This is a genomic window from Microbispora cellulosiformans (assembly GCF_008728085.1).
GTDB classification, from domain to species: domain Bacteria; phylum Actinomycetota; class Actinomycetes; order Streptosporangiales; family Streptosporangiaceae; genus Microbispora; species Microbispora amethystogenes.
In genome coordinates this window covers 49,464-75,065 of the sequence record NZ_VYTZ01000002.1, presented here as the reverse complement: position 1 = coordinate 75,065, position 25,602 = coordinate 49,464, and the positions used below count along the sequence as shown (strand labels likewise).

22 protein-coding genes and 2 tRNA genes are annotated in these 25,602 nt (G+C 72.6%); 16 read left to right on the top strand and 8 right to left on the bottom strand.

Annotation, left to right across the window (positions count from 1 at the left end; all coding sequences use genetic code 11):
* Positions 1–108: 108 nt before the first annotated feature.
* Genes F5972_RS04500 through F5972_RS04490 form a run of 3 tightly spaced genes read left to right on the top strand, consistent with a single transcriptional unit; the run spans position 109 to position 4,454 of the window.
* Positions 109–2,355, top strand: a complete 2,247-nt coding sequence (locus F5972_RS04500; protein WP_150931417.1) for a ribonucleoside-diphosphate reductase subunit alpha — start codon at positions 109–111, stop codon at positions 2,353–2,355.
* Entirely contained in the window at positions 2,352–3,356 is a 1,005-nt protein-coding gene (locus F5972_RS04495; protein WP_225311167.1) for a ribonucleotide-diphosphate reductase subunit beta, read from the top strand. Before F5972_RS04500 ends, F5972_RS04495 begins: the two co-directional genes overlap by 4 nt.
* A gap of 42 nt (positions 3,357–3,398) precedes the next feature.
* Entirely contained in the window at positions 3,399–4,454 is a 1,056-nt protein-coding gene (locus tag F5972_RS04490; RefSeq protein WP_150931415.1) for a mechanosensitive ion channel family protein, read from the top strand.
* Between the two features lie 6 nt (positions 4,455–4,460).
* Here the strand turns inward: F5972_RS04490 and F5972_RS04485 are convergent, their stop codons facing one another.
* A complete protein-coding gene (locus F5972_RS04485) occupies positions 4,461–5,624 on the bottom strand; it encodes a DUF5685 family protein (protein ID WP_150931413.1) in 1,164 nt (387 codons plus the stop codon).
* A 110-nt stretch (positions 5,625–5,734) separates the two neighbouring features.
* On the opposite strand from F5972_RS04485, the gene F5972_RS04480 reads away from it, so the two are divergent.
* Together F5972_RS04480 and F5972_RS04475 are read left to right on the top strand one after the other, a co-directional pair.
* Positions 5,735–6,499 carry an enoyl-CoA hydratase/isomerase family protein gene (locus F5972_RS04480; RefSeq protein WP_225311166.1) on the top strand — a complete coding sequence of 255 codons (765 nt, stop codon included), beginning with the start codon at positions 5,735–5,737 and terminating at the stop codon, positions 6,497–6,499.
* Between the two features lie 44 nt (positions 6,500–6,543).
* Positions 6,544–7,134, top strand: a complete 591-nt coding sequence (locus F5972_RS04475) for an Rv1733c family protein (protein WP_150931411.1) — start codon at positions 6,544–6,546, stop codon at positions 7,132–7,134.
* A gap of 27 nt (positions 7,135–7,161) precedes the next feature.
* On the opposite strand, the gene glgC is transcribed toward F5972_RS04475, so the two are convergent.
* Positions 7,162–8,451, bottom strand: coding sequence for a glucose-1-phosphate adenylyltransferase (gene glgC, locus F5972_RS04470; protein WP_263641803.1), 1,290 nt, complete (start codon positions 8,449–8,451; stop codon positions 7,162–7,164).
* A gap of 71 nt (positions 8,452–8,522) precedes the next feature.
* Here glgC and glgA point away from each other — a divergent pair, with 71 nt between their 5' ends.
* Positions 8,523–9,698: a glycogen synthase gene (glgA, locus tag F5972_RS04465; protein ID WP_150931409.1), complete on the top strand. Its 1,176-nt coding sequence runs from the start codon at positions 8,523–8,525 to the stop codon at positions 9,696–9,698.
* A gap of 7 nt (positions 9,699–9,705) precedes the next feature.
* On the opposite strand, the gene F5972_RS04460 is transcribed toward glgA, so the two are convergent.
* Positions 9,706–11,025, bottom strand: a complete 1,320-nt coding sequence (locus tag F5972_RS04460; RefSeq protein ID WP_150931407.1) for a hypothetical protein — start codon at positions 11,023–11,025, stop codon at positions 9,706–9,708.
* 398 nt (positions 11,026–11,423) lie between these two features.
* Between F5972_RS04460 and F5972_RS04455 the strand changes: the two genes are divergently transcribed.
* Positions 11,424–14,195 (top strand): nSTAND1 domain-containing NTPase, encoded by a 2,772-nt coding sequence (locus F5972_RS04455; protein ID WP_404803037.1) that lies wholly within the window; start codon positions 11,424–11,426, stop codon positions 14,193–14,195.
* A gap of 158 nt (positions 14,196–14,353) precedes the next feature.
* On the opposite strand, the gene F5972_RS04445 is transcribed toward F5972_RS04455, so the two are convergent.
* Positions 14,354–15,397, bottom strand: coding sequence for a zinc-dependent alcohol dehydrogenase family protein (locus F5972_RS04445; protein WP_225311253.1), 1,044 nt, complete (start codon positions 15,395–15,397; stop codon positions 14,354–14,356).
* Between the two features lie 122 nt (positions 15,398–15,519).
* Between F5972_RS04445 and pgeF the strand changes: the two genes are divergently transcribed.
* The 6 genes from pgeF (at position 15,520) to F5972_RS04415 (ending at position 20,321) form a co-directional block, all read left to right on the top strand.
* Positions 15,520–16,209 carry a peptidoglycan editing factor PgeF gene (pgeF, locus tag F5972_RS04440; RefSeq protein ID WP_150932517.1) on the top strand — a complete coding sequence of 230 codons (690 nt, stop codon included), beginning with the start codon at positions 15,520–15,522 and terminating at the stop codon, positions 16,207–16,209.
* 128 nt (positions 16,210–16,337) lie between these two features.
* Complete coding sequence (locus tag F5972_RS04435) at positions 16,338–16,754, top strand: VOC family protein (RefSeq protein ID WP_150931399.1); 417 nt, start codon at positions 16,338–16,340, stop codon at positions 16,752–16,754.
* A 211-nt stretch (positions 16,755–16,965) separates the two neighbouring features.
* Positions 16,966–17,688, top strand: a complete 723-nt coding sequence (locus F5972_RS04430) for a hypothetical protein (protein WP_150931397.1) — start codon at positions 16,966–16,968, stop codon at positions 17,686–17,688.
* Positions 17,689–17,819: 131 nt separating this feature from the next.
* Complete coding sequence (locus F5972_RS04425; protein WP_150931395.1) at positions 17,820–18,821, top strand: YihY/virulence factor BrkB family protein; 1,002 nt, start codon at positions 17,820–17,822, stop codon at positions 18,819–18,821.
* Positions 18,818–19,588 (top strand): phosphatase PAP2 family protein, encoded by a 771-nt coding sequence (locus F5972_RS04420; protein ID WP_150931393.1) that lies wholly within the window; start codon positions 18,818–18,820, stop codon positions 19,586–19,588. Before F5972_RS04425 ends, F5972_RS04420 begins: the two co-directional genes overlap by 4 nt.
* Positions 19,572–20,321 carry a phosphatase PAP2 family protein gene (locus F5972_RS04415; RefSeq protein ID WP_150931391.1) on the top strand — a complete coding sequence of 250 codons (750 nt, stop codon included), beginning with the start codon at positions 19,572–19,574 and terminating at the stop codon, positions 20,319–20,321. The genes F5972_RS04420 and F5972_RS04415 overlap by 17 nt, the downstream gene beginning before the upstream one ends.
* 118 nt (positions 20,322–20,439) lie before the next feature.
* On the opposite strand, the gene F5972_RS04410 is transcribed toward F5972_RS04415, so the two are convergent.
* The 4 genes from F5972_RS04410 to F5972_RS04395 all read right to left on the bottom strand — a co-directional run bounded on the left by F5972_RS04410 (position 20,440) and on the right by F5972_RS04395 (position 22,168).
* The gene (locus F5972_RS04410) at positions 20,440–21,129 is read right to left on the bottom strand and encodes a hypothetical protein (RefSeq protein ID WP_150931389.1); all 690 of its coding nucleotides are present in this window, start codon (positions 21,127–21,129) and stop codon (positions 20,440–20,442) included.
* A gap of 149 nt (positions 21,130–21,278) precedes the next feature.
* Positions 21,279–21,349 (bottom strand) — tRNA-Cys (locus tag F5972_RS04405).
* A gap of 30 nt (positions 21,350–21,379) precedes the next feature.
* Positions 21,380–21,451 (bottom strand) — tRNA-Gly (locus tag F5972_RS04400).
* Positions 21,452–21,505: 54 nt separating this feature from the next.
* Positions 21,506–22,168, bottom strand: coding sequence for an ACT domain-containing protein (locus F5972_RS04395; RefSeq protein ID WP_150931387.1), 663 nt, complete (start codon positions 22,166–22,168; stop codon positions 21,506–21,508).
* 101 nt (positions 22,169–22,269) lie between these two features.
* Between F5972_RS04395 and dusB the strand changes: the two genes are divergently transcribed.
* From dusB to F5972_RS04380, 3 genes are all read left to right on the top strand, one after another.
* The gene (gene dusB, locus F5972_RS04390; RefSeq protein WP_225311165.1) at positions 22,270–23,382 is read left to right on the top strand and encodes a tRNA dihydrouridine synthase DusB; all 1,113 of its coding nucleotides are present in this window, start codon (positions 22,270–22,272) and stop codon (positions 23,380–23,382) included.
* 69 nt (positions 23,383–23,451) lie between these two features.
* On the top strand, positions 23,452–24,078 hold the full coding sequence (gene ccmA, locus F5972_RS04385) for a heme ABC exporter ATP-binding protein CcmA (protein WP_150931385.1): 627 nt from the start codon (positions 23,452–23,454) through the stop codon (positions 24,076–24,078).
* Positions 24,075–25,595, top strand: a complete 1,521-nt coding sequence (locus F5972_RS04380) for a DUF6297 family protein (protein WP_225311164.1) — start codon at positions 24,075–24,077, stop codon at positions 25,593–25,595. Before ccmA ends, F5972_RS04380 begins: the two co-directional genes overlap by 4 nt.
* Positions 25,596–25,602: the final 7 nt, after the last annotated feature.

Genomic DNA, 25,602 nt, shown 5'->3' with positions numbered 1-25,602 from the left:
CCCGAGGGAGGGCCCGCCGCCCGTACGCCGTGCCGTCACGAGCGTGCGCCGCGGTGTGCCCTCCCCTCCGGCCGGCCGGGTCAGGAGACGAGGAGGAGAGGGCGACCGATGACGATCACCGACCCGGTCTCCGCGCCCGCGCGCCCCGGCACCGGGGCGCGCGGCACGGAGACGGCCGCGGATGTCTGGCGGGCCATCGAGGAGGCGGCGGCGGGGGTCGTCGCCGACCCGGAGAACTCCCGGCGGGCGGCGCGGCTGCTCGCCCGGGTCATCGAGGAGGAGACGGCGGGCCAGGGGGTGCGCGCCTTCTCCGAGTCGGTCGCGGCGGCCCACGCCGCCGGGCTGCTGGGCGACACCGTCGCCGCGTTCGTGGCCGACGAGGCCGCGGCGCTGGACGCGCTGATCGACCCGGCGGCCGACGACCGGTTCGAGTACTTCGGGCTGCGCACGGTCTACGACCGCTACCTGCTGCGGCATCCGGTCACGCGGCGGGTGCTCGAACGCCCGCAGCACTTCCTGCTGCGGGTGGCCTGCGGCCTGGCGGCGAGCGTCGGCGAGGCGGCCGAGCTGTACCGGCTGATGTCCGCGCTCGCCTACCTGCCCAGTTCGCCGACGCTGTTCAACTCCGGGGCGCGCCGCCCGCAGTTGTCGTCGTGCTTCCTGCTCGACTCGCCGCGCGACGAGCTGGAGAGCATCTACGAGCGGTACGGCCAGATCGCGCGGCTGTCGAAGTACTCCGGCGGGATCGGCGTCGCCTGGACCCGGGTGCGCTCGCGCGGGTCGCTGATCCGGGGCACCAACGGCCTGTCCAACGGCATCGTCCCCTGGCTGCGCACGCTCGACGCGTCGGTGGCGGCGGTCAACCAGGGCGGCAGGCGCAAGGGAGCCGCCTGCGTCTACCTGGAGACCTGGCACGCCGACATCGAGGAGTTCCTGGAGCTTCGCGACAACACGGGCGAGGAGTCGCGCCGCACTCACAACCTCAACCTGGCCAACTGGGTGCCCGACGAGTTCATGCGCCGCGTCGAGGCGGACGGCGTGTGGTCGCTGTTCGACCCCAAGGAGACCCCCGAGCTGACCGACCTGTGGGGCGAGGCGTTCGACGTCCGATACCGCGAACTGGAGGCGGCCGGGCGGTACGTCCGGCAGGTGCCCGCGCGCACCCTCTACGCCCGCATGATGCGCACCCTCGCCCAGACCGGCAACGGCTGGATGACCTTCAAGGACGCCGCCAACCGCGCCTCCAACCAGACCGCGCTGCCGCGCAACGTCATCCACCTGTCCAACCTGTGCACCGAGATCCTGGAGGTCACCAGCGACGGCGAGACCGCCGTGTGCAACCTCGGCTCGGTCAACCTCGCCGCCCACCTCACCCCCGAGGGGGACGGCGTCGACTTCGGCCGGCTGCGCGCCACGGTCCGCACCGCCGTACGGTTCCTCGACCGCACGATCGACCTCGGCTTCTACCCGACGCCCGAGGCGGAGGCGGCCAACCAGCGGTGGCGGCCGGTGGGCCTCGGCGTCATGGGCCTCGCCGACGTCTTCTTCGCGCTGCGCCTGCCGTTCGACTCGCCGGAGGCGCTGGCCCTCTCCACCCGGATCGCCGAGGAGATCGCGCTCGCGGCGTACGGCACCTCGGCCGACCTCGCCGCCGAACGCGGGCGCCACCCGGCGTACGAGGAGACGCGGGCGGCGCGCGGGGTCCTGCACCTCGACCACTTCCCGTGCGCCCCGGCGCACCCGGAGGAGTGGGCGGCGCTGCGCGCGCGGATCGCGGAGACCGGGCTGCGCAACTCCCTGCTGGTCGCGATCGCGCCGACGGCCACGATCGCCTCGATCGCGGGCTGCTACGAGTGCGTCGAGCCGCAGGTGTCGAACGTCTTCAAGCGCGAGACGCTGTCGGGGGAGTTCCTCCAGGTCAACCGGTATCTCGTCCGTGATCTCCAGGCCCTCGGGCTGTGGACGCGGGCGATCCGCGACGCGATCAAGCTCCACGACGGCTCGATCCAGGACATCCCCGCGATCCCCGGCGAGCTCAAGACGCTCTACCGCACCGCCTGGGAGCTGCCGCAGAAGGCGCTCGTCGACCTCGCCGCCGCGCGGCAGCCGTACGTCGACCAGTCGCAGTCGCTCAACCTCTTCATGGCCGCGCCCACCATCGGCAAGCTCTCGTCGATGTACGCCTACGCCTGGCGGTCGGGCCTGAAGACCACCTACTACCTGCGCTCCCGCCCGGCGACCCGGATCGCCCAGACGACGGTGCCGGCCGTCACCCCCGAGGAAGCCGTCATCCCCGACGAGGGGGCGGTCGCCTGCTCCCTGGAGAACCCCGAGATCTGCGAGGCGTGCCAATGAGAACGATGCTGCTCGACCCGGGCATGGACCTGACCCTGCGCCCGATGCGCTACCCCGGGTTCTACGAGAGGTACCGCGCGGCGATCAGGAACACCTGGACGGTCGAGGAGGTCGACCTCGCCTCCGACCTCGCCGACCTGGCGACGCTGGAGCCGGGGGAGCGGCACCTGATCAACCGGCTGGTGGCGTTCTTCGCGACCGGCGACTCCATCGTGGCCAACAACCTCGTGCTGAACCTCTACCAGCACGTCAACGCGCCCGAGGCCCGCCTCTACCTGAGCCGGCAGCTGTTCGAGGAGGCCGTGCACGTCCAGTTCTACCTGACCCTGCTGGACACCTATCTGCCCGACCACGACGAGCGGGTGAAGGCGTTCGCCGCCGTGGAGCACATCCCCTCGATCCGCGACAAGGCCGAGTTCTGCTTCCGCTGGATCGACTCCATCAGCGAGCTGTCGCGGCTGGAGACGAGGGCGGACCGGCGGGCCTTCCTGCTCAACCTCGTCTGCTTCGCGGCCTGCATCGAGGGGTTGTTCTTCTACGGCGCCTTCGCCTACGTCTACTGGTTCCGCTCCCGGGGGTTGCTGGGCGGCCTCGCCACCGGCACCAACTGGGTGTTCCGCGATGAGTCCATGCACATGGAGTTCGCCTTCGAGGTGGTGGACACCGTACGCCGGGAGGAGCCGGACCTGTTCGACGACGAGCTGGCCGGTCAGGTCGTGCGGATGATGGAGGAGGCCGTCGCCGCCGAGCTGGCCTTCGCCCGCGACCTGTGCGGCGACGGAGCCGGCGGGATGACCGCGGAGAACATGCGGCGCTACCTGGAGTACGTCGCCGACCGCCGGCTCGCCCGGCTCGGCCTGCCCGCGCGGTACGGCACGGCCAACCCCTTCCCGTTCATGGAGTTCCAGGACGTGCAGGAGCTGGCGAACTTCTTCGAACGCCGGGTCTCGGCCTACCAGGTGGCGGTCGAGGGAGAGGTCGCCTTCGACGAAGCCTTCTGATCCTCGTTTAAAGGGGTTCCACTACCGGGCAAAGGGAACCCCATGACGACGAACGGGGGCGCCGTCACAGCGGCAGCGTGGAACTGGGCGACATTGGCGATCGCGGTGGTGACGGCGATCGTGGCGGTGGAACTGGTCCGGCGGGTGCTCAGGTCGCGCCTGATCGGCGACCGGTGGGCGCTCGCCGGGCCGTTCGCGCGCCGCTGCACCTGGCCGGGCTTCGCCTCGGCGGTGGTGGGCACCGTCAAGGCGGCCTACGACCCGGACATGCCGGGATCGGGCTCCCACGGCTTCCAGCGGGTGCTGTCGCTGCTGCTGATCGCCTGCGTGACCTGGCTGCTGATCCAGGCGGCGTACGCGGTGACGGACGTGGTGCTCGACCGGCTCACCCGGATCGAGGGCGAGCGCAACCGCCGCGCCCGGCGCATCCGCACCCAGATCGCGCTGGTACGCCGGGTGTCGGCGGCGGTCGTCGTGGTGATCGCGCTGGGCGCGATGCTGTTCACCTTCCCGCAGGTGCGGGCGCTGGGCGCGGGGCTGCTGGCCTCCGCCGGGATCGCCGGCGTCGTGGGTGGCATCGCGGCCCAGTCCACGCTCGGCAACATGCTGGCCGGGCTGCAACTCGCCTTCAGCGACGCCCTGCGGCTCGACGACGTGGTCGTGGTGGAGGAGGAGTGGGGCCGCATCGAGGAGCTGACCCTCACCTACGTGGCCCTGCGCCTGTGGGACGAGCGCAGGCTGATCCTGCCGGTGTCCCACTTCACCAGTAATCCCTTCCAGAACTGGACCCGGCACGAGAGCCGCATCCTCGGCAGCGTGTACCTCCGGGTGGACTGGTCGGTGCCGGTGGAGGAGGTGCGGACCGAGCTGTACCGGGCGCTGCGCGACAACCCGCTGTGGGACCAGAAGGACTGGACGCTCCAGGTCACCGACGTCACCGCGAACGGGCTGGTCGAGCTGCGCGCGCTGATGAGCGCGGCCGACTCGGCGAGCGCCTGGGACCTGCGGTGCGACATCCGCGAGCACCTCGTGACGTTCATCCGCGAGAAGCACCCCGAGAGCCTGCCACGCCTGCGCGTCGACGCCCCGGCTTCCTGACCGGCGTCAGGAGCCGCAGTCGCAGGAGCAGCCGTCGCCGCAGCAGCACCCGTCACCGCAGCAGCAGCCGTCGCCACTGCAGCAGCCGTCGCCACTGCAGCAGTCGCAGCATCCCGAGCAGTCCGGACAGTCGCAGCTGTCGCAGAAGCAGCGGTCGGTCCACGGCGCCTGCCGGTAGGGGCTCCACGGCGGACGGTAGAGCCCGCACGTGACGAAGGTCGCCACCCCGGCCACCGCCGTGAAGGCGACGCACGGCGGCTCGCCGTGCTCCCCGGCGGGCGACGGGAGGTGGTGGGGGCGCGTGGCCGGTGGGGGAGTTCCGAAGGCGCGGGTGACCGCGCGGCGGGTCTCGCCGCACAGCAGCGCCTCGACGAGGTGGCGCTCCTCCAGGTCGAGGTCGGCCACGGCGAGGCGCAGCCCGTGCAGCGCCTCCTCGCACACCCGCCGCGCCTCGGCCGGGGAGGTGCCGGTCGCGTCGAGCGGGTTGAACGCGCCGCGGGCCCGGTCCTCGGCGAGGTCCTCCACCGCGTCGAGCACGTGCGCGAGGCGGCCGAAGAGACGGCCGGCCTCGCGCAGGCTCTCGGCGTTGCCCGGCCGCCCCGCGAGGACGGCCGTGTGCGCGAAGGCCGCCGCCGCGGCGGTCTCGGTGGGCTCGGTGAGGCCGAGCAGCGTACGGCCGGCGGAGGCCTCCAGCAGCGCCTGGCGGCCGGCGACCTCGGTCAGGACGGTGGTGTCGAAGCCGATCGCCTCCCCGCCGCGGCGCGCGGCCGAGGTCCACGAGGCGGCGGCCACGCGCAGCGGGGCGCCGCGCACGCGCCGGCCGGCGATCCCGTCCCCGTCGGCCGCGTGGTCGCGGATCTTCTCCGCGGCGAGGGCCAGGGAGACCACCGCGGCCAGGCGGGCGCCCCGGTCGGCCGAGGGCACCACCTCCGCCGGCCGGAAGCCGCGCAGGGCGCAGGGCCCGGCGGTCCGCCGGCTCGCCCCGGGGCGCACGCCCGCCTGCGCCTCGGTCAGGACGGACAGGACGAGCCCGTCGTAGTTGGTGGCCGTCCGGGCCAGCTGCCCATGGTGGTCCCGCAGCGTCAGGCACAGCCCGCACAGGTGCGCGCGCCACGCCTCGTGGACCGAAGGGCAGGAGTGCCGGGCACACGGCCGAAGGATCCCGAACACCCATACTCCCTGAGATCGCGCGTACGGGATCGTCCCGTCGCGCGGTGATTATGCCATCAGGGGGCGGACCCCGATGGCGGGTGGAAGGGGGCGAGCCGCACAATCGAGGAGTGGACGGTACCGACGGGTACGAACTGGGTCTCGATGCGCACGTGGCCACGTTGACGATCAACCGGCCGGAGAAGCGCAACGCCATGAGCGCGGCGATGTGGCGGGCGCTGCCGGCCATCCTGGCGGACCTGGCGGCCGATCCGAAAGTGCGGGTCCTCATCCTTACCGGGGCGGGCAAAAATTTCTGCTCCGGTGCCGATATTTCGGAAATTAGTGAGCTTGGAGATAACGGAGATGACACCGGTCTGACCATCCTCGCGGAAGGCGCACTGAGCGCCTTTCCGAAACCCGCGATCGCGATGATCGAGGGCTACTGCGTCGGCGGCGGATGCCAGCTCGCGCTCGCCTGCGATCTGCGCGTCGCCTCGTCCGGGGCCCGCTTCGGCGTCACCCCCGCGAGGTTCGGGGTCGTCTACCCGTTCAGCTCCACCCGGCGGCTGGCGGAGATCGCCGGGCCGTCCACCGCGAAGCTGCTGCTCTTCTCCGCCGAGCTCATCGGCGCGGACCAGGCGTTGCGTACGGGCCTCGTGGACGAGGTCTGTCCGCCGGACGGGCTGCGCGAGCGCGTGTACGGCCTGGCGGCCACCATGGCGGGCCGGTCCCGGCTGACGCTGGCGGCGGCCAAGCGGGTCGTCGACGGCCGGGCGGACGAGGCCGAGGTACTCGCCTGGCAGCGGGAGGCCCGGGAGAGCGGCGAATTGGACGAAGGTCTTCAGGCATATCGGGAGGGGCGTTCCCCTGGATTCTCTTGGGATGCAAAATAGGCATAAACGGGACTCGCAGTGGTAATGACCCTGTGAGGTGTGAGATGTCGCAGAATCCATTCGCCAGGTTCGCCCGATGGCTGGGCCTCGACAGGAATCCGCTCCGACGCCGGTGCGACCGGGTCGAAGCGGTGGTCCGGCTTGCCGCGGTGCTGGGCGTCGTGGCCGCGGTCGTGTTCGGCGTGCTGCTGGGCGTGCGCGAGTACGGCGCCGGGCTGAAGACCGAGGCCCGGCAGGCGCACGACCGCTATCAGGTGGTGGCCACGCTGAGCGGCGACGTGGCGACGCCACGGCTGTCGGTGGCCGGAGCGGCGGTGGGCCATGCCCAGGCCGTGTGGCGGGCCCCCGACGGCACGCCCAGGTCCGGAGTGATCGAGGTCTCGCCGAGCCGGCGGGCGGGCGAGACCGTGCGCGTCTGGACCGACGCCGGCGGGGTGATCACCCCCCGGCCGCAGGACAGGGAGACCACGGTGGTCGCCGCGATGACCGTCGGCACGGGAGTGCCGCTGGCCGCCGCGGCCCTCCTCGCGCTGCTGGTGACCTGCACCCGCGTGGTCAACCAGAGGCGGGCCCGCCGGGTGTGGGAGGCCCAGTGGACCGTCGTCGAGCCCATGTGGCGCATCAACGGCCGCTGAGCGCCCCTGGCCGGGCGCGGAGCGCGGTCAGCGGTCGATGATCTCGTTCTTGCCGATCACCACGACGCCCTCGTGGGTCACCGCGAAGCGCTGGCGGTCGTACTCGGGGTCGAACCCGATGCGCGCGCCGTCGGGGATGACGACGTTCTTGTCGACGATGGCCTTGCGGACGATCGCGCCCCTGCCGACCTTGACGCAGCCCATCAGCACCGAGTCCTCGACGTGCGAGTGGGAGTGCAGGACCACGCCGGGGGAGAGGATCGAGCGCAGCGCCGTGCCGCCCGAGACGATGACCCCGGGCGACACCAGCGAGTCCAGCGCGTGCCCCACCCGGTCGCCCTCGTTGTGCACGAACTTGGCCGGAGGCAGCGGGTCGTGGCCCGAGTAGATCGGCCACCGGTCGTTGTAGAGGTTGAAGACCGGCTGGACCGAGACGAGGTCCATGCTGGCCTCGTAGTAGGCGTCCAGCGTCCCGACGTCGCGCCAGTAGCCGCGGTCGCGCTCGGTGGACCCGGGCACCACGTTGTGCGCGAAGTCGTACACCTCGGCGCCGCCGCTCTTGACGAACATCGGGATGATGTTGCCGCCGAGGTCGTGCTTGCTGCCGGGGTCGAGCGCGTCCTCGCGCAGCGCCTCGATCAGCGACTGGGTCTTGAAGACGTAGTTGCCCATCGAGGCGAAGATCTGGTCGGGCGCGTCGGGCAGGCCCACCGCGTCCTTCGGCTTCTCGCGGAACGCCACGATCCGGCGGCCTGAGGGGTCGGCCTCGATGACCCCGAACTGGTCGGCCAGTTCGAGGGGCTGGCGGATCGCGGCCACGGTCACGTCCGCGCCCGAGTCGATGTGCTGCTCCACCATCTGGCGCGGGTCCATCCGGTAGATGTGGTCCGCGCCGAAGACGATCACGTGGTCCGGCAGCTCGTCGTAGATCAGGTTGAGGTTCTGGAACAGCGCGTCGGCCGACCCGGAGAACCAGTGCGGCCCGAGCCGCTGCTGCGCGGGGACCGGGGTGACGTAGTTGCCGAGCATCGACGAGAGCCGCCAGGTGCGGGAGACGTGCCGGTCGAGACTGTGGTTCTTGTACTGGGTGAGCACCACGATCTGCAGATAGTGGGCGTTCGCCAGGTTCGACAGCACGAAGTCGATGAGGCGGTACATCCCGGCGAAGGGCACGGCGGGCTTGGCCCTGTCCGCGGTAAGCGGCATCAGCCGCTTCCCCTCACCACCCGCAAGCACGATCGCCAGGACCTTCATAGGCAGGACCTTAACCCGCCGAACGCCCAACAAACACCATGCGCACCGGCAAATAGTGAACATTTCGGTCGTGACCGGGCGTCGCATGACCTCCCGGGCACCCTGCCCGGCGGTCCCCGGCCTAAGCTCCTCGTATGCGTGTCGATCTGCTGAGCCGTGAGTATCCGCCCGAGGTGTACGGCGGCGCCGGAGTCCATGTCGAGTACCTCGCGCGGGAGCTCCGCCGGCTGGCCGACGTCCGGGTGCGGTGCTTCGGCGCGCCGCGCGAGGAGCCGGGCGTCCGGGCGTACGAGGTGCCCGGCGGCCTGTCCGGCGCGAACGCCGCCCTGCAGGTGCTCGGCGTCGACGTCGAGATGGCGGCCGGCTGCGAGGGCGCCGACGTCGTGCACAGCCACACCTGGTACGCCAACTTCGCGGGTCACGTCGCGAAGATGCTGTACGGCGTGCCGCACGTGGTCACCACGCACAGCCTGGAGCCGCTGCGCCCGTGGAAGGCCGAGCAGCTCGGCGGCGGCTACACGCTGTCGTCGTGGGCGGAGCGGACCGCGCTGCACGCCGCCGACGCGATCATCGCGGTCTCCGAGGGCATGCGCCGCGACGTGCTGACGGCCTACCCCGACGTCCCCGCCGACCGCGTGCAGGTGATCCACAACGGCATCGACACCGAGGAGTACGCGCCCTCGCGCGGCACCGAGGCGCTGATCCGGCACGGCATCGACCCGGCCGTGCCGTACGTCGTCTTCGTCGGCCGGATCACCCGGCAGAAGGGCCTGGTCCACCTGCTCCACGCGGCCCGGTCGTTCGCCCCCGAGGCGCAGATCGTGCTGTGCGCGGGCGCGCCGGACACCCCGGAGATCGCCGAGGAGGTCACCGGGCTGGTCCGCGAGCTGTCGGCCTCCCGCAAGGGCGTGGTGTGGATCTCCGAGATGCTGCCCCGGCCCGAGGTGATCCAGATCCTGACCCACGCGGCCGTGTTCGTCTGCCCCTCGGTGTACGAGCCGATGGGCATCGTGAACCTGGAGGCGATGGCGTGCGAGACCGCCGTCGTCGCGACCGCGACGGGCGGCATCCCCGAGGTCGTCGCCGACGGCGAGACCGGCCTGCTCGTCCCGATCGACCAGGGGCGGGACGGCGAGCCGCGCGACCCCGAGGCGTTCGCCGCGGCGCTGGCCGAGCGGGTGAACGCGCTGCTCGGCGATCCCGGCCGCGCGGCCTCGATGGGCGAGGCCGGCCGCGTGCGCGCGGTCGAGCACTTCTCCTGGGCCCGCATCGCCGAGCGGACCCAGGCTCTCTACGCCGGTCTGGCCTGACCGCCGTCTAGTAGGTGTAGGGCAGGAGGCCGTCCAGCCGGCATCCGTCGGTGGTCTTGCCGTTGTTGCAGTGGTTGAGCTGCAGGCTGTCCAGCACGTAGGCGAAGGTCTGGCCGGACGGGCTCACCACGGAGAGTTGCGCGGTGGCCGCGCCGCTCGGAGCGACCGCCGAGACGCTGTACTCCTGCCAGTTGGAGTTGAGGGCGTAGGTCGAGCTGTCGCTGTTGGAGATCAGCGCGTTGGAGGAGTTGTACCAGGACAGTCGGAGTTTGACGTTGCCGGAGGTGGCGGTCGTCACCCGGGCGAAGAACTTGTACCGCTGTCCCGCCGTCACCGCCGGTTTGCGGGTGAGCGACAGGACCCCCTCAGACCACGACTGGACGTTCATGGTCAGGGATCGGCGGCCGTCGAAGTACCTGGCCGACACCTGGGCGTCCGGCCCCTGTGGGGTGACCTGCATCCAGCCGCCACCGGAGAGGGTGAAGCTCGCCGGGTAGCCGGACGGCGCCACGGACTCGATCCCGCGTTCCTCGGCGGTGAGCAGGTCGTTGCTGTAGCCCACGTCGCAGCAGACGGGCGAGGTGAACCACGGGGTGGTGGCCACGTTCACCGCGAGGCCGTAGTTGGGGAACCTCGCGGTGAGCTCGCTGGGGTCGTAGTAGCTGTTGAACTCCTGGTCCAGATTCCAGTTGTCCCACTGGCTGGACATGACGTCGGAGACGTCGACGGTCTCGGGCACCTCAGTGGCCTTGGCGTGATCCGCGTCGGACAGGTGGACCAGTTCGTGCAGTATGGTGCCGCTGTCCCATTCGTCCGCGGTGGCCAGGCAGACCTGGCCGCAGTGCCCCTGCGCCGTACCCTCGCTGAAGTCTTCGAAGACCACGTACCGGCGGTTGGCGTTGTCGTAGCCCGCCGCCGCCAGGTCGTCGGCGACGACGTCGGCGGCGATCTCACTGCCGATCGTCCCGCCCTCGATCTTCTCCGGGATCACCAGGGCCTGGGCGTAGCCGGAGTAGGTGCTGGTGTTGTAACCGGTCCGGCAGCTGAAGTTGATGTGCTGGTCGTAGTTGGTCGACTCGTCCACCGACCAGTCCATCCGGTCGACGATCTTGGCGATCTGCTCGACGACGTCGTTGTAGCGGTTCCCGTACCCCTCGTGCCAGGCGTAGATCACCTGAACCGCTGGGATGCTCGCACTGGCGTTGGTGGGGTCGGACAGTGTCGTGGCGCAGCCTCGCTTCGGGACGTTCGCGTCCACCGGCTGGGCGTAGGGGTAGGCGGGCTCGGTGCCGGTGGTGGCGAAGTCGGCGTGCGCCGGCCCCGCCATCAGAACCACGAGACCCGCCGCGACCACCGCAGACGCCAAGCGGCTAAGCCGTGATAACGACAAAGAAGTTCCCTTTCCTAGATGACCGTACGGCGAACCCGGCCACGGGCCGTGGAAGTTATCCGGGAATCGCCCGCCGCGCTTACTGACGCGACTTTCGGTGACTTGTCGATGAGGAGGCCCGGCCCCGGCGGCATGGCCGTTCGGCGGGAACGGGACGTGCCCGACACTAGGGTCGGACGGGGTGTTCAGGTTCGCCCTCGGCGCCTGAACAACAAACCACGAACAAACGAACATCGGCTCTGGTGCTCGCGTGTTCACGGAAGGTGAGATTTCGAGGTCTCGCCGGCCGCGGTGAAGAATGCCCGAGGGCGATATCGGGGTGGGAAAGGGTGGCGATGCCACGTCAGGAACGCCCGCTGGGCGCTGAGGACACGCCGTTGCTCCGGTTCGCCGGCGACCTGCGGCGATTACGGCAGCAGGCCGGGCAGCCGCCGTACCGCGAGCTGGGTAGGCGGGCCCGCTATTCGGCGGCCGCGCTGTCGGAGGCCGTGGCCGGGCGGAGGCTGCCCAGCCTCGCGGTGACGCTGGCGTTCGTCGCGGCCTGCGACGGCGACGTCGACGCGTGGCGGGACCGGTGGCGGGACCTGGCCGCGTCCGACGCCACGGTGGACGAGCAGGCGCCGTCGCCGTACGTCGGGCTGGCGGCCTACCAAGTCGAGGACGCCGACCGGTTCTTCGGCCGGGAGGCGCTGACCGAGGCCCTGGTGCGCCTGGTCGACGAGCGGCCGTTCGTGGGCGTCTTCGGCGCGTCCGGCGCCGGCAAGTCGTCGCTGCTGCGCGCCGGGCTGGCCGCCAAGTCCAAGCGCACCGCCCTGGTCCTCACCCCCGGACACGACCCCGTGACGGAGGTGGCGACGGTCGTGGCCGGGCTCGTCGACGAACCGCTGGCCCCCCTGCGCGAGCAACTCGCCGCCGACCCGCACGCCCTGCGCCACCGGCTGTCCGAGGTGCCGGGCGAGCTGCTCCTCATCGTCGACCAGTTCGAGGAAGTGTTCACTCTCTGCGCCGACGACGACCGGCTGTGGTTGGTGCGGGCGCTGACGGCCGCGGCCTCTCCGCGCAGCAGGGTGGTGCTGGGCGTGCGCGCCGACTTCTACGGCCACTGCAGTCGCCACCCCGAGCTGGTCGCCGCCCTCTATCGCGCTCAGCTGCTGGTCGGCCCGATGTCGGCCGACGACCTGCGCCGCGCCGTCACCGAGCCGGCGGCGCGAGCGGGTGTTTCCGTGGAGGGCGCCCTGCTCGCCCGGCTGATGTCCGATGTCACCGGGCAGCCGTCGGCGTTGCCGCTGGTGTCGCACGCACTCGCCGAGACGTGGCGGCGCCGCCGCGGGATGACGCTGACCCTGGCCGGGTACGAGGACGTCGGTGGCGTGGAGCACGCCCTGGCACGCACCGCCGAGCAGACCTTCCAGCAGCTCGCGGGCGAGGAACGGGACGCCGCCCGGCTGATGTTCCTGCGCCTGGTCACTCCCGGCGACGGCACCGAGGACACCAAACGGCGGATCCGGCGTGACGAGCTGGCGGAACCGCGCGGCCCGCTCGAGCGGTTCGCCGCGGCTCGGCTGGTCAGCCTCGACGACCACGGCGCCGAACTGGTCCACGAGGCGCTGCTGCGCGCGTGGCCGCGGCTGGCCGCCTGGATCGCCGAGGACCGGGACATTCTCCGGTCGCACCACCGGGTCATCGAGGCGGCCGCGGCCTGGCAGGGGCATGGACGCGACCCCGACCTGCTGTGGCGTGGGGAGCACCTGGCCCTGATCCACCGCCTGCGCGACCGGCTCAACCCGATCGAACACGACTTCCTCGACGCCGGTCTGACGGCGCAGGTGCTCCGCGCGACCGAGCTCCGCCGGCGGCGACGCCGGCTGAGGATGCTCATCGCGGCCCTTTCCGCGCTGGTCGTCCTGCTGGCGGGAGCCGTCGGCCTGGGCGTTACGGCGAAACGCGAAGCCGACCGCCAGAGGAACGACGCCATAGGACTGCGCGCCGCGGATGCCGCCCGTGCCCTCCTGCTCACCAGGCCGCGCGATGCGGCGGCGCTCGCCCTGGCCGCCTACCGGATCAGCCCGACGCCCGAGACCCGTGCAGCGCTGATCCTCGCCGATGCCGCAACGGGGGCGAGCGTCCTCGGTGAGGGTTACATCGACTCGCCGGGCCGGATCGCCGTCACCATACGGGCCGACGAGTCCGCGGTGCCCCCCGGCTATCGGCTCTGGCGTCGGGACGGCACCGGCTGGCGGCCCGCCGGTGTGCTGCCTGGCGGCTCCTTCTACTACGCCACCAGCGCCGACGAGAGCCATGTGATCACCTGGAACGGGACGGCCTTCACGTCCCACCTGTGGGACGTCTCGGACCCGGACCACCCACGCGAGATCGCCCTTCCCGCCGGCCTCCCGATGGTGAGAGGCGTCACCCGGGACGGCAGCCTGGTGATGGCCACGGGAACGGACCGTACAGCCGTGGTGTGGCAAGTCGCCGGCGGAGCGGTCCGCCGGCTCTCGGCCGGCGATGTGGAGGACGCGTCGGTGGTTCCGGACGGTTCGGAGGGGGTGCTGATCCGACGCGACAGCGGGGCGTACGCCGCCGAGCTGTGGAGACTCGACGGTGTGCGGATCGCGACCCTGATGCGCACTCCGGACGTGGTGTACCCGATCGCCGGTCCGGCCGGCACGGTGGCCGTGCTCGGCAGAACGTCGGGGAACCTGACCCTGCTGAAGGCCACCGACCCGAGCTCCCCGCGTACGGTGGTCGAAGCCGGCGGCGTGAAGTTTCCCGCCAGGGTCGCCTTCGACCCGCAGGGCCGGATGGCCGCCGTGGTGGACGACGCCTCGATCCGTATGTGGGATCTCGCCTCGGGAGCGGAAGTCATGTCCCTCCGCGTCGAAGGCCTGGACCTCACCAACCCCCGGTTCCTTCCCGAGACCGGCGAACTGCTCCTCATCAGCATCCAGAAAGGCGCGCTGTGGCGGCTGGACCCCGACGTGCCCCGCGTGATCGGCGACATCTGCGCCGGCCCGGTGGAACTGGACTGGGATCGCTACCTGCCGGACACGCCGCGGTTCCCGCTGTGCCCGACCACCCCGAGCCCCACCGCCCGGCGACGTTGAGCCGGGACTTGCCGATTACAGGCGAGCACGATCTTCGCCCGCAGGGCCGGCGCCTGGGCAGAGGTAGGGCGACGCGCCCACCGCTCCAGCGTCGCCGTCGGGCGCCCCGCACATCGAGCCATGCACCCGGATAGTCATGGAATTCACGACTCAGGACACTAGGTCGCCCTGGCGGGCTGCGGGAGGATCACCGTCACGCCGGCGGACGTCCCGGGCCGGGTCAGCACCTCCGGGGCGTCCTCCAGGCCGATTGTCCGGGTCACGAGCAGGTCGGGCCGGAGCACGCCCTCCGTGATCAGCTCCAGCATCGGGGGATAGGCGTGGGCGGCCATGCCGTGGCTGCCCGCGATCTCCAGCTCGTGCGCGATCACCCGGCCCATCGGCAGCGCGGTCTCCCCGGGCAGCAGGCCCACCTGCACGTGGCGGCCCCTCCGGCGCAGGCCCCCGATCGACGCGGCGCACGTCGCGGGGTCGCCCAGGGCGTCGACGGAGATCTCGGCCCCGCCGCCGGTCGCCGCCCTGACCAGGGACGCCGACTCCTCCGGAGTGGAGCCGCCGCGGAGCAGGACGCACTCGGCCGCGCCGAACCGCCGGGCCAGGTCGAGCGCGGCGGGGGAGACGTCCACGGCGACGACGCGCGCCCCCACGGCGGCGCCGATCATCACGGCGGACAGCCCGACCCCGCCGCAGCCGTGCACGGCGAGCCACTGGTCGGCCCGCACCCCGCCCTGCTCCACGACGGCCCGGAACGCGGTGGCGAACCGGCAGCCCAGGCTCGCCGCGGTGGCGAAGGACATGCCGGCGGGCAACGGGACGAGGTTCACGTCGGCGTAATCGATCGCCACCAGTTCGGCGAACGACCCCCAATGGGTGAAACCGGGCTGGGTCTGACGCTCGCACACCTGCTGGTTGCCGCTCAGGCACTCGCGGCAGCTTCCGCAGGCGCAGATGAACGGCACCATCACCCGGTCGCCCGGCCGCCAGCCGGTCACCTCCGGGCCCGCCGCCTCCACCACCCCGGCCAGCTCGTGCCCCGGCACGTGCGGCAGCACGGTGATGTCCGCGTCGTGCCCCATCCACCCGTGCCAGTCGCTGCGGCACATCCCGGTCGCCTCGACCCTGATCACCACGCCGTGCGGCGGCGCGACCGGGTCAGCCACCCGGCGCACCTCGGGCCGCCCGCCGAACTCCTCGTACACCACCGCGCGCAATCCCGGCTCCTTCCGTCGGCCGCAAACGTACTGCCACGTTCCAAGATCCCTATCGGCGAGTCCCCCGGCGCGGGCCGTAGGCTGATGCCGTGATTGCGATCGACGGCGTCAGGATGGCCTTCACCGACCGGCACGGCGGCGTGAGCACCGGGCCGTTCGGCACGCGCAACCTCGGCGGGGCGGTGGGGGACGACCCGGCGGCGGTCGCCGAGAACCGCGCGAAGACCGCCGCCGAGCTCGGGCTCGAGCGGGTGGTTTTCATGCGCCAGGTGCACGGGACGGACGTCGCCTACGCCGGCGCGCCGTTCGGGGCGGAGCCGCCGGCTCTGGACGGGATCTTCACCGACCGGCCCGGGCTCGGGCTGGCGGTGCTGGTGGCCGACTGTGCGCCCGTGCTCCTGGCCGACCCGGTGGCCGGCCTGGTCGGCGGCGCGCACTCGGGGCGGCCCGGCACCGAGGCGGGGGTGGTGCCCGCCCTGGTCGAGGCGATGGCGGCCCGGGGCGCCGAGCCGGCGCGGATGGTCGCCGTGATCGGGCCCTCGGCCTGCGGGCTGTGCTACGAGGTGCCGGAGGACCTGCGCGAGCGGGTGGCCGCCCGGGTGCCGGAGACGTGGTCGCGCACCCGGAGCGGCACGCCCGCGCTCGACATCCGGGCCGGGATCGCGGCCCAGCTCGCCCGCGCCGGGGTGACCGACGTGCGGCACGACGCCCGGTGCACGATCGAGACGGCCGATCTCTACTCCTACCGCCGCGAGCGGGTCACCGGCCGCTTCGCCGGATACGTCTGGCTCACCGGCTCCTGACGGCCGTCCGCCCGAGGCGCTGCCGCAGGAGATCGCCCTCGGTCCTCGTCCGGCGCGGCAGGGTCGTCGCGTACGGCCCCGGCGTTTCGCACCACCTTCGACTACCGGCTCCTACCAAGGGATTCTCCGTGGACGCTCTCTATCCCCGTGTGCTCGCCTCCCGGTTCGCCGAGTGCTTCCGCTTCTACGACGGCCTGCTCACCGCGGTCGCGGGCGCGCACCTCGTGAAGGGCGACGAGGCGGGGCCGTACGCCAACTGGGACCGGGACGGGGAGGCGGTGCTTGCCCTGCTCGACCGGGAGATGCTGGCACGCGTCACCGGCGTCGCTCTCGGCACGGCTGCCGGCGGTGAGGGCGGCGGTGGGCGGGACGGGACGATGCTGGTCCTCACGGTGGACGACGTCGACCGGGCCGCGGCTGTGGCGGCCGCCGGCGGAGGCCGGGTCGTGGCGCCGCCGGTCGCCCGGCCCGAATGGGGGCCGACCTGCCGCACCGCGCACCTGCGCGACCCAGACGGCAACCTGCTGGAGATCCAGTCCTACTGAGCGTCTCCGGAGGGCGCCTGTGCGGGTGCCTCCGGGGCACTGCCGGAGGCGCTTGCTGGGCGCTTGCGGCGGCTCACGGCCGCTTCCGGCAAGCGGGTGTCAAGAGACGTGCAGGCGGGCGCGCCTATCACTGAGATGCACCCTCCCGGCGGCGACGGCCGGACCGGGAGATCCGAACAGCACCCGCATCCGGATATCTCAGGAGATTGTCATGAAGCGCACCCTGCTCGGTCTGGCCGCCGCCACGATCGCCGGTCTGGCCGTCACCGCCCCCGTCACGCTCATGGCCGGCCCGGCCGCTGCGACCGGCGACTTCGGCCCGGACACCTGCCTCCAGGGCTACGTCTGGCGAGAGGCCCGCACCGGCGACGTCGTCTGCGTCACCTCGGCGACCCGGACGCAGACCCAGGCCGACAACGCCGCGAAGGCCTCCCGCTGGACCTCCGGCGCGTACGGCCCGCACACCTGCACCACCGGCTATGTCTGGCGTGAGGCCTTCACCGGCGACGACGTCTGCGTGACCCCGGCCGTCCGGTCGCAGGCCGCCGCCGACAACAGCAGGGCCGCCGACCGCAGGGTCTCGGCGCGGCTCTGGATCAGCCGCTACACCGTGCCGCCGGTGGACAACGGCGACGGCACCTCCACCAGCACCTCCGTCGACGACATCCCGCGCCTCAAGATCAATGGTGACCACTACAACCTCGGCCAGGTGCGCCTCTACATCCGCTACAACACCGGCCGGCTCTACTGGAGCGGCACGGTGAACGCCAGCGCCCACAGCGGCTACGCCGGCGGCAGCTTCGGCAAGAAGACCGGTGTGTTCGACTGCGCCGCGGCCGGCCGGCCGGCCAACGCGTACGCCCAGGCGCAGGACGTGATCTCCGGCCGCTGGTCGCCCCGCATCGCCGTCCGGGTCGGCTGCGCCGTCCTGTGACCGTACGCCCGCCGCGGCGGATGATGTTCCGAGCGTCGTGATCGGGGTAGTCGGTGGGCCTCGGGGACCGCCGGAGGCCGGCCCGCGACCCGGCCCCCGGTGGTCCTCCCCCTGACGACGTGAGGACTCACATGGGAACCGCGACCCCGGTACCGGAGACCCGGAGCATGAGCGGCGAGGAGTTGTCGGCCGACGACGCCTACGTCGCGATGCGGCACTACGGCGGCTGGCACCTGATCCGCGACTCGTTCGTGCGGTTCAGGTACGGCGACGGCACGAGCAACGCCCGCGCGCTGGCGTTCCAGGTCTGTCTCGCGATCATCCCAGGGGCCATCGCGATCGTGGGGCTGAGCTCGGTGGTCCACCAGGAACACCTGGGACGGCTTCTTGAGCTCACTCTGCGGCGGCTGACCCCCGGTGCCGGCTCGCAGGTGATCCGGGAGACGCTCGACCAGAGCCATCACGCCTCGGGTATTGGGGGCAAGCTCGCGTTATGGTTCGGTCTGCTGACCGCGCTGGTGGCGCTGACCACGGCCATGGGCCAGTTCGAGCGCGGGGCGAACCGCATCTACGGCATGGAGCGCGACCGCCCCTTCAAGGCGAAGTACGGCCGGGCGCTGCTGATGGCGGTCACGGCGGGCGTGTTCATGAGCGTCGGGTTCGTCATCCTGGTCGGCGGCGGGGCGGTCGGCGACGCGGCGGCCCAGGTGTACCACTGGAGCGACACGACGCAGCGCCTGTTCGGCTGGCTGCGCTGGCCGATCGGCTTCCTGCTCGCCGTCCTGTCGATCTCGGTCCTCTTCGGCTCCTCGCCCCGGCGAAAGCAGCCCGGCCACACCTGGCTGGCGGTCGGCGCGACGGTCGCGGTGCTGCTGTGGACCCTCTTCACCTGGCTGCTGGCCCTCTACACCGCGAGCAGCGGCACCTTCGGCGCGACGTACGGCCCGCTCACGGCGGTCATGGCACTCCTGCTGTGGTCGTTCCTGAGCTCGATGGCCCTCTTCCTCGGCCTCGCCTTCAGCGCGCAGCTGGAGGCCTGCCGGGCCGGCTGCGGCGATCCGGCCGCTCCCGACCCCGGCACCGCCGTCCGGGCCCCGGTGCGTGAGCGGCAGCCGGTGGGGAGCGGCCGATGAACTGGTTGCGCAGGCGGTTCGACCCGCAGAGCAGGCTGGGCCTGCGGCTCACGGTGGCGGTCGCGGCACTGGCGTTGATCGGGGTGCCGTTCACGGTGCTGCTCGTCTTCGTGAAGACCTCCTTCGGCCCCCTCACCCGGATCGACGAGGGCGCGGCGCACAACCTGCACGCCTACGCGTACTCGAACCCGGGTTTCGCCCACTTCATGCGGCTGGTCAGCGACGTCTTCCAGCCGTGGACCTGGCGGATCGCCGTGGGCGCCGCGGTCGCGTGGCTGGTCTGGCGCCGCGCCTACCACCTGGCGACGTGGGCGGGCACCACGATCACCGTCGGCGGGCTGCTCGGCCTCGCGCTGAAGGTCGTGGTCGCGCGGGCCAGGCCGCACCTGCCCGACCCCGTCGCCATCGCCCCCGGCGCGTCGTTCCCCTCGGGGCACACGGTCAACGCCGCGCTCGGGGCCGGGATCCTGCTGCTGCTCGTCCTGCCGCTCGTACGGCAACGCGGGCGCGTGGTCGCGTGGACGCTCGCGGTGCTGATCCCACTGCTGGTCGGCTTCAGCCGGATCGCGCTCGGCGTCCACTGGTTCAGCGACGTCATGGCCGGGCTCGTGGTCGGCGTGGCCGTGGTCGCGGCCACCTGCGCCGCCTTCGAGACCTGGCGACGAGAGGTCGGACGCCGGCCCGCCCAGCCCCTGCGGGAAGGCGTCGGGCCGGAGACGAAGAGGGAGATCACCCCCCAAGGAGGACGAGTTGGTCACCGTTCGTGAACGCCGCCCCGCCGCTCAGACGCCGTCGTCATCGACGGCGGTCGAGGTGGCACGGCGTATCCTGCTTCCGCTCACGCTCATGGCCCTGGTCACCCTCGGGCTGGGACTGCTGTTGACCCGGGTCCTGGAGCACTCGTCGCTCATCGCGCAGGACGAGGCGGTCAGCCGTGAGATCGCCCAGGAGCGCACGCCGTTCTGGAACACGATCACCCACTACGGCTCGATGCTGTCCGACACCCCGGTGATCATCGTGGTGACGACGATCATGGTCGTGCTCTTCCGGCTCGTCTACGGGCGCTGGCGGGAGTCGGTCTTCCTGGTGGCGGCCGTCTGCGCGCAGTCGGCGATCTTCCTGCTCGCCACCGTGTTCGCGCAGCGGGCCCGGCCGCACGTGCAGCACCTCGACCCCGCGCCGCCGACGTCCAGCTACCCCTCCGGTCACACCAGCGCGGCGGTGGCGTTCTACTGCGGGGTCGCCCTCGTGCTGACCCTGCACACGCACCGGCACACGATCCTGAAGGCGCTGTGGTGGGTGCTCGGCGCGGGGGCCGCTCTCACGGTCGGCCTGTCCCGGCTCTATCGGGGCATGCACCACCTGACCGACGTGAGCTGGGGCTGGGTGCTCGGCATCTTCTGCGTGTTCGTGCTCGCCCAGGCCCTGCTGATCCGGCCGGTCATGGCGTCGCGGCGGGCCTCGTCGAAGCGGACGGCGAACGAAGCCGCCCCGGCCTGAGCCGGTCAGCCGGGCCGGAGCCGGTCAGCGGGACAGGCTGACCGGCAGGGCCAGCCGGCAGGCCCGACCGGCCGGGCATGCCGGCCGAGCTGATCGATCAGGCCGGAGTCGTGCCGGGTCAGGCGGACGGGCCGGTGAGGCGGCAGGCGTCCGCCCAGCGGACCGGGTCGACTCCCGGCCCGGCGACCGGTCCGGCCGGCTCGGCGCCTCCGTGCAGCAGAGACCAGCAGTCCTCGATCGCGTCGGCCAGCAGGTCGCGCAGCAGCGTGTCGGGGTCGGGCACGCACGCCTGCGCGATGCCCCTGACCGCGAGCTGCACCGTGTTGGGCGCGGCGTACCTGCGGAAGCCCTTGGGCGAGACGCGGACTCCGCGCCCGAAGTCGCGGGCCCAGCGGGCGGCCTCGGGCACCTGCGCCAGCGCCTCCCTGCTGCGCGGGTCGAGGTCGCGGGGCGACCGGCCCTCCACCTCGGCGAGCACGTGCTCGGCGGAGAAGATCGAGACAGCCATCGCGAGCTGACGCTCGTGCGCGACGACGGGCAGCGCCACCGTGGCGGCGCACAGCGCGATCCGCGCGTCGAGGCGCGGATCGTCGCCCGTCAGGCCGATGACGGACGGGATCAGCCCGGCCAGCCGCGGCCGGGCGGCGTCCGAGGTGTGGTCGTTGACGAGGCGGGCGAGCCCGGCGAGCAGCGGATGCGTGCACGTCGGGTGGTCGCTCCACCGTTCACCGGCGAGGTAGGACGCGAACTCCATGAAGCAGGCGCCCTTGCTGGGATTGCGATGCTTGCCACGAGACAGCATGGGCATCGCTGCTGGCATGTCACCGTGCACGGCTACTCCACCGAAATCGCCTGTCGTGTCTCTTTCAGTGTGCGCCCGGCGCCGTGCGTTGAGAAGAACCCTTGCCCGGACTTGTCTCGATGGATCGGAGCCCGGGTGGGCCAGGTAGGAACCAGAGGTGGAGACGGGATTTGAACCCGTGTAGACGGCTTTGCAGGCCGTTGCCTCGCCTCTCGGCCACTCCACCAGAGTGAGGCCCGGATGTGCGGCCCCTCGGAGCGGAAGACGGGATTCGAACCCGCGACCCTCACCTTGGCAAGGTGATGCTCTACCACTGAGCCACTTCCGCGTCCGCCTTGCGGCGACGTCGCTACTGTACCGGGTTTTCGGCTCGTGTGCGTACTCAGAACGGCCGTGCCGCCGGTCTGCGGAACGCGCGGTCGGCTCCGCGCTCGATCGCGGGGAGGGTCAGGAAGATCTCCACGATCCGGGTGAACCGGTGCACCTCGTTGCGGTGGAAGGCCGGTCCCTCGGCCCTGGCGAGCATCAGGGTGAGCGCCAGCGGAGGCAGCGGCGCGACGATCACGTGCAGGCCGGACGGCAGCGTCGAGGCCATCGGGCGGGACGGCGTCTCCTCGGGGAAGGGCACCTCCTCCGGCGCCCGCCAGCTGGAGTAGACGGTGACGCGCGGGTCCTTCTCGGTCGCCGCGGCGGCCCAGTCGGCGCTGAACAGGACCGGCATCGAGTCGATCAGGGTGCCCAGGGCGCGGTCGCCCGCGGTGCTGAGGAACTTGAGGATCTCCAGCTCCGGATAGGTGCCGGGGGCCTCCCGCGTGCTCCAGACCCCCTCGATCCGGACTCCCTCCACGTCGTCGAGGGCCCGTACGAGGTCGTCCCGGGGCGCGGAGTCCGGCCAGTAGACGGTGAGGTCGTCGAGAGCGCGGCCGTCGCCCCGGTCGAGAACGGTCACCTGGGTGATGTCGGCGCCCGCGGCGCCGAGGGCCCCGGTCACCTGGCCCAGCGCGCCAGGCCGGTCGGGCAGGGCGATTCTCAGGCGCAGCAGCATGACGACCTCCCCACGATTGGTCCAGGTCAGATTAACCGGGACAAAAGCCCTCCGTCCACGATCTTGTACGGCTCACGGCCGGCGGCGGGGAGAATGTATGGGTGAGAATCGGCGCGCTCGAGGTCTGGCCTCCCGTGGTGCTCGCTCCCATGGCGGGCATCACGAACATCGGTTTCCGCACCCTGTGCCGGGAGCAGGGCGGCGGGCTGTTCGTGTCCGAGATGATCACCTCGCGGGCGCTGGTCGAGCGGGTGCCGCTGACGTTCCAGATGATCCGGTTCGGCCCGCACGAGTCGCCCCGCAGCATCCAGCTCTACGGCGTCGATCCCGCGATCATCGGCAAGGCCGCGCGCATGATCGCGGAGGAGGACCTGGCCGATCACATCGACCTGAACTTCGGCTGCCCGGTGCCCAAGGTCACCCGCAGGGGCGGCGGCTCCGCCCTGCCCTACAAGCGGAACCTGCTGCGCGCCATCCTGCGGGAGGCGGTGGCCGGCGCCGGGCCGCTGCCGGTGACGATGAAGATGCGCATGGGCATCGACGAGGACCATCTGACGTACGTGGAGGCGGGCCGGACCGCGGTGGAGGAGGGCCTCGCCGCTGTCGCCCTGCACGCCCGCACGGCCCGCCAGCACTACGGCGGCACCGCCCACTGGGACGCGATCAAGCGGCTGAAGGACGCGGTGCCGGAGGTCCCGGTGCTCGGCAACGGCGACATCTGGAGCGCCGACGACGCGTTGCGGATGGTCGCCGAGACCGGCTGCGACGGCGTGGTGATCGGCCGGGGCTGCCTGGGGCGGCCCTGGCTGTTCCGCGACCTCGACCTGGCCTTCGAGGGGTCGCCGGAGCGGACCCGGCCGACCTTGGGCGAGGTCGGCGCGATGATGCTGCGCCACGCCGAGCTGCTCTGCGAGGTCATCGGCAGTGAGCGGCACGGCCTGGCCGACTTCCGCAAGCACGTCGGCTGGTATCTCAAGGGCTTCGTGGTCGGCGCCGAGACCCGGCGTGCCCTCACCTCGGTCACGACCTTGTCCGAGATGGCCGAGCGGGTCGCCGAGCTGGACGCCGGCCAGCCCTGGCCGGACCAGGCCGACGGCCCGCGGGGCAAGAGCGGCGAGCGGTCCAAGGTGTCGCTGCCGCACAACTGGCTCGACGACCCCGACGACATGACGATCCCCGGCGCCGGCGCGGAGGACCCCACCTCCGGCGGCTGAGCCGCACGTGGGGCGTTCGCGCCGTGCTCGTTGCGCCCGCCGGCGGGCCCGCGGCGTAGGCTCGGGGTCATGCCGAACGCGATCATCACGGCGCGCCGCGTCGCCGTGGACCTGGGCGGCGTGCCCGTCCTCCGCGACGTAGACCTCACAGCCGCTCCCGGAGAGATCGTCGCCGTGATGGGGGAGAACGGCGCCGGGAAGTCCACGCTGCTGCGCTGCCTGGCCGGCCTGCAGCCATCGCCGTGCGGCGAGATCGACGTCCTCGGCGGGCCGCCGGCGGATCTCCCCGGCTTCTGGCGGGAGGTCGCGCTGGCGGGCGACGAGCCCGCCTGGTATCCGGGCCTGAGCGTCCGCGAGCACCTGGAACTGATGGGCGCCGTCCGGCAGGACGCCCGCCTGACGGCCGGCGAGGCGCTGGCGACCTTCGAGCTGAGCGCGCGGGCCGATCTCGCCCCGCTGTCGCTGTCCACCGGGCAGCGTCAGCGGCTGTCGCTGGCGATGGCGTTGCTCCGGTCGAGCCGCCTGCTCCTGCTCGACGAGCCGGAACGCGGTCTGGACGCCGCGTTCCGGCGGCGCCTCGCGGGGATCCTGCGCGGCTACGCGGCCGAGGGCGGCGCGGTCGTGATGGCCACCCACGACGCACGGCTGGCGCAGGAGGCGGGAGCCCGCGTGGTCACGCTGCGAGCGGCCTCGTGATCCCGTCGCTCGCACGGCCGCACCCCGCGCTCGCCTACCTCCGCGCTCGCCGTCGGCGGCCGGCGACCTGGTCGGACCGCTACACCAGGGTTTTCGGCCTGCTCGTCGCCGCCGCGGTGCTCGGCCGCCCGGTCGCCGAGGCGATCGCCGGGCTGGCCCGTCACGCCGACCCCGCGCGGCTCGGCGCCGGGCTCGCGCTGGTCGCGGCGGCCTACGCGGGCCTCCTCGTCCTGGCACGGGCGCTCGGTCCCGTCGTGCTGCCGGCCGCCGACGCCTCGTGGCTCGTGACCTCGCCGCTGCCCCGCCGGGCTGTGCTCGGCCGTACGGCCCTGCTCCTGCTGTCGGCGGCGGTGCTCGCCGGAGCGGCGCTCGGGCTGACGGCGCTGTCGGTGTTCGGAGCCCCCGACCGGCTCGGGGTGCGTCTCGCGGCGGCGCTGCTGCTTGGAGTGGCGGCGGGCGTGGGCGGCATGTCCGCGGCGGTGCTCGGCCAGCAGTCCCCGGCGTCGGACGCCCGGCTGCAGGTGCTGATCGCCGGAGCTCTCTCGGTGGCCGTGCTCGCGGCCGTGCTCGGCGCCGGCCCCGGCCGCCGGATCCTCGCCGCCGTCGCCGGGGCGCCCGCGTCGATGGGCGCGGCGGTCGCTGGTGTCGCCTCCCTCGCGGCCGCCCTCCTCGTACGGCGGGCCTGGGCGGCGCTCGCCCGCATCCCCGCCCACCGGATCCTGGCCGCCTCGACGCGGACGGCGAGGGTGACCTCGGCGGCGACCACGCTGGATCCCGGGACGCTCACCTGGGTGATGGAGGACGCCCACTGGCGCGGCCGGGCGCTGCGCTCCCGTCCCTGGCCCCGCCTCGTGTCGCGGTCCGGCCCGGCGCCCGCGCTGGCCTGGCAGGAGTGGCTGCGCGTGGGCAGGCGTCCCGGCCGCCTGGCGGCGCTGCTGGGGGCGGCGGTCCTGCCCGCCGTCTGCGCGGACGCCACCGGTGGCGCGTCTGGGCCGGTCGCCGGGATGCTGCTGTGCGGAGCGCTGACCGCGGCCGCGATGTGCACGGGAGGGGTCCGGCGCGAAGGCGGCGACCCGGCCCTGGCCCGGATGCTGGCCGTGGGCGGCAGGGCGGTCACGGCCGCCCGGGCGGGGCTGCCCGCGCTGCTGGCCGCCTCCTGGGCGGCGCTCGCCCTGGCGGCCCTCCAAGCCGTGGGCGCGTTGCCCGCGGGGGCCTGGTGGCTGTTCGGGCCGGCCGCGGCGCCCGCGCTCGCGGCGGGCGCGCTGCGGATGGCCCGGCGGCGGCCGATCGACCACTCCATGCCGGTCATCGACACTCCGGGCGGTGCGGTGCCGACCGGCCCGCTCGTCTGGGCGGCGACGGGCCCGGACCTGGCACTGCTCGGGTCCCTGCCCACGCTCGCCGCGATCGCTTCGCCGCCCGTCTCGGTGGCGCCGTACCTCGCCGCGCAGGCCGCCGCCGGGGCCGCCGTGCTCACCGCCTACATCCTCCGGTCCGCCCGGAGAGCTCCCCACTGACCCCACC

What these genes read in the sequence shown, in the direction of transcription:
- F5972_RS04500 (WP_150931417.1), top strand. Translation starts at nt 109, where the DNA reads ATGACGATCACCGACCCGGTCTCCGCGCCCGCGCGCCCCGGCACCGGG.
- F5972_RS04495 (WP_225311167.1), top strand. Translation starts at nt 2,352, where the DNA reads ATGAGAACGATGCTGCTCGACCCGGGCATGGACCTGACCCTGCGCCCG.
- F5972_RS04490 (WP_150931415.1), top strand. Translation starts at nt 3,399, where the DNA reads ATGACGACGAACGGGGGCGCCGTCACAGCGGCAGCGTGGAACTGGGCG.
- F5972_RS04475 (WP_150931411.1), top strand. Translation starts at nt 6,544, where the DNA reads ATGTCGCAGAATCCATTCGCCAGGTTCGCCCGATGGCTGGGCCTCGAC.
- glgC (WP_263641803.1), bottom strand. Translation starts at nt 8,451, where the DNA reads ATGTTCACTATTTGCCGGTGCGCATGGTGTTTGTTGGGCGTTCGGCGG.
- glgA (WP_150931409.1), top strand. Translation starts at nt 8,523, where the DNA reads ATGCGTGTCGATCTGCTGAGCCGTGAGTATCCGCCCGAGGTGTACGGC.
- F5972_RS04460 (WP_150931407.1), bottom strand. Translation starts at nt 11,025, where the DNA reads ATGGCGGGGCCGGCGCACGCCGACTTCGCCACCACCGGCACCGAGCCC.
- F5972_RS04455 (WP_404803037.1), top strand. Translation starts at nt 11,424, where the DNA reads ATGCCACGTCAGGAACGCCCGCTGGGCGCTGAGGACACGCCGTTGCTC.
- pgeF (WP_150932517.1), top strand. Translation starts at nt 15,520, where the DNA reads ATGGCCTTCACCGACCGGCACGGCGGCGTGAGCACCGGGCCGTTCGGC.
- F5972_RS04430 (WP_150931397.1), top strand. Translation starts at nt 16,966, where the DNA reads ATGAAGCGCACCCTGCTCGGTCTGGCCGCCGCCACGATCGCCGGTCTG.
- F5972_RS04425 (WP_150931395.1), top strand. Translation starts at nt 17,820, where the DNA reads ATGGGAACCGCGACCCCGGTACCGGAGACCCGGAGCATGAGCGGCGAG.
- F5972_RS04420 (WP_150931393.1), top strand. Translation starts at nt 18,818, where the DNA reads ATGAACTGGTTGCGCAGGCGGTTCGACCCGCAGAGCAGGCTGGGCCTG.
- F5972_RS04410 (WP_150931389.1), bottom strand. Translation starts at nt 21,129, where the DNA reads ATGCCCATGCTGTCTCGTGGCAAGCATCGCAATCCCAGCAAGGGCGCC.
- F5972_RS04395 (WP_150931387.1), bottom strand. Translation starts at nt 22,168, where the DNA reads ATGCTGCTGCGCCTGAGAATCGCCCTGCCCGACCGGCCTGGCGCGCTG.
- ccmA (WP_150931385.1), top strand. Translation starts at nt 23,452, where the DNA reads ATGCCGAACGCGATCATCACGGCGCGCCGCGTCGCCGTGGACCTGGGC.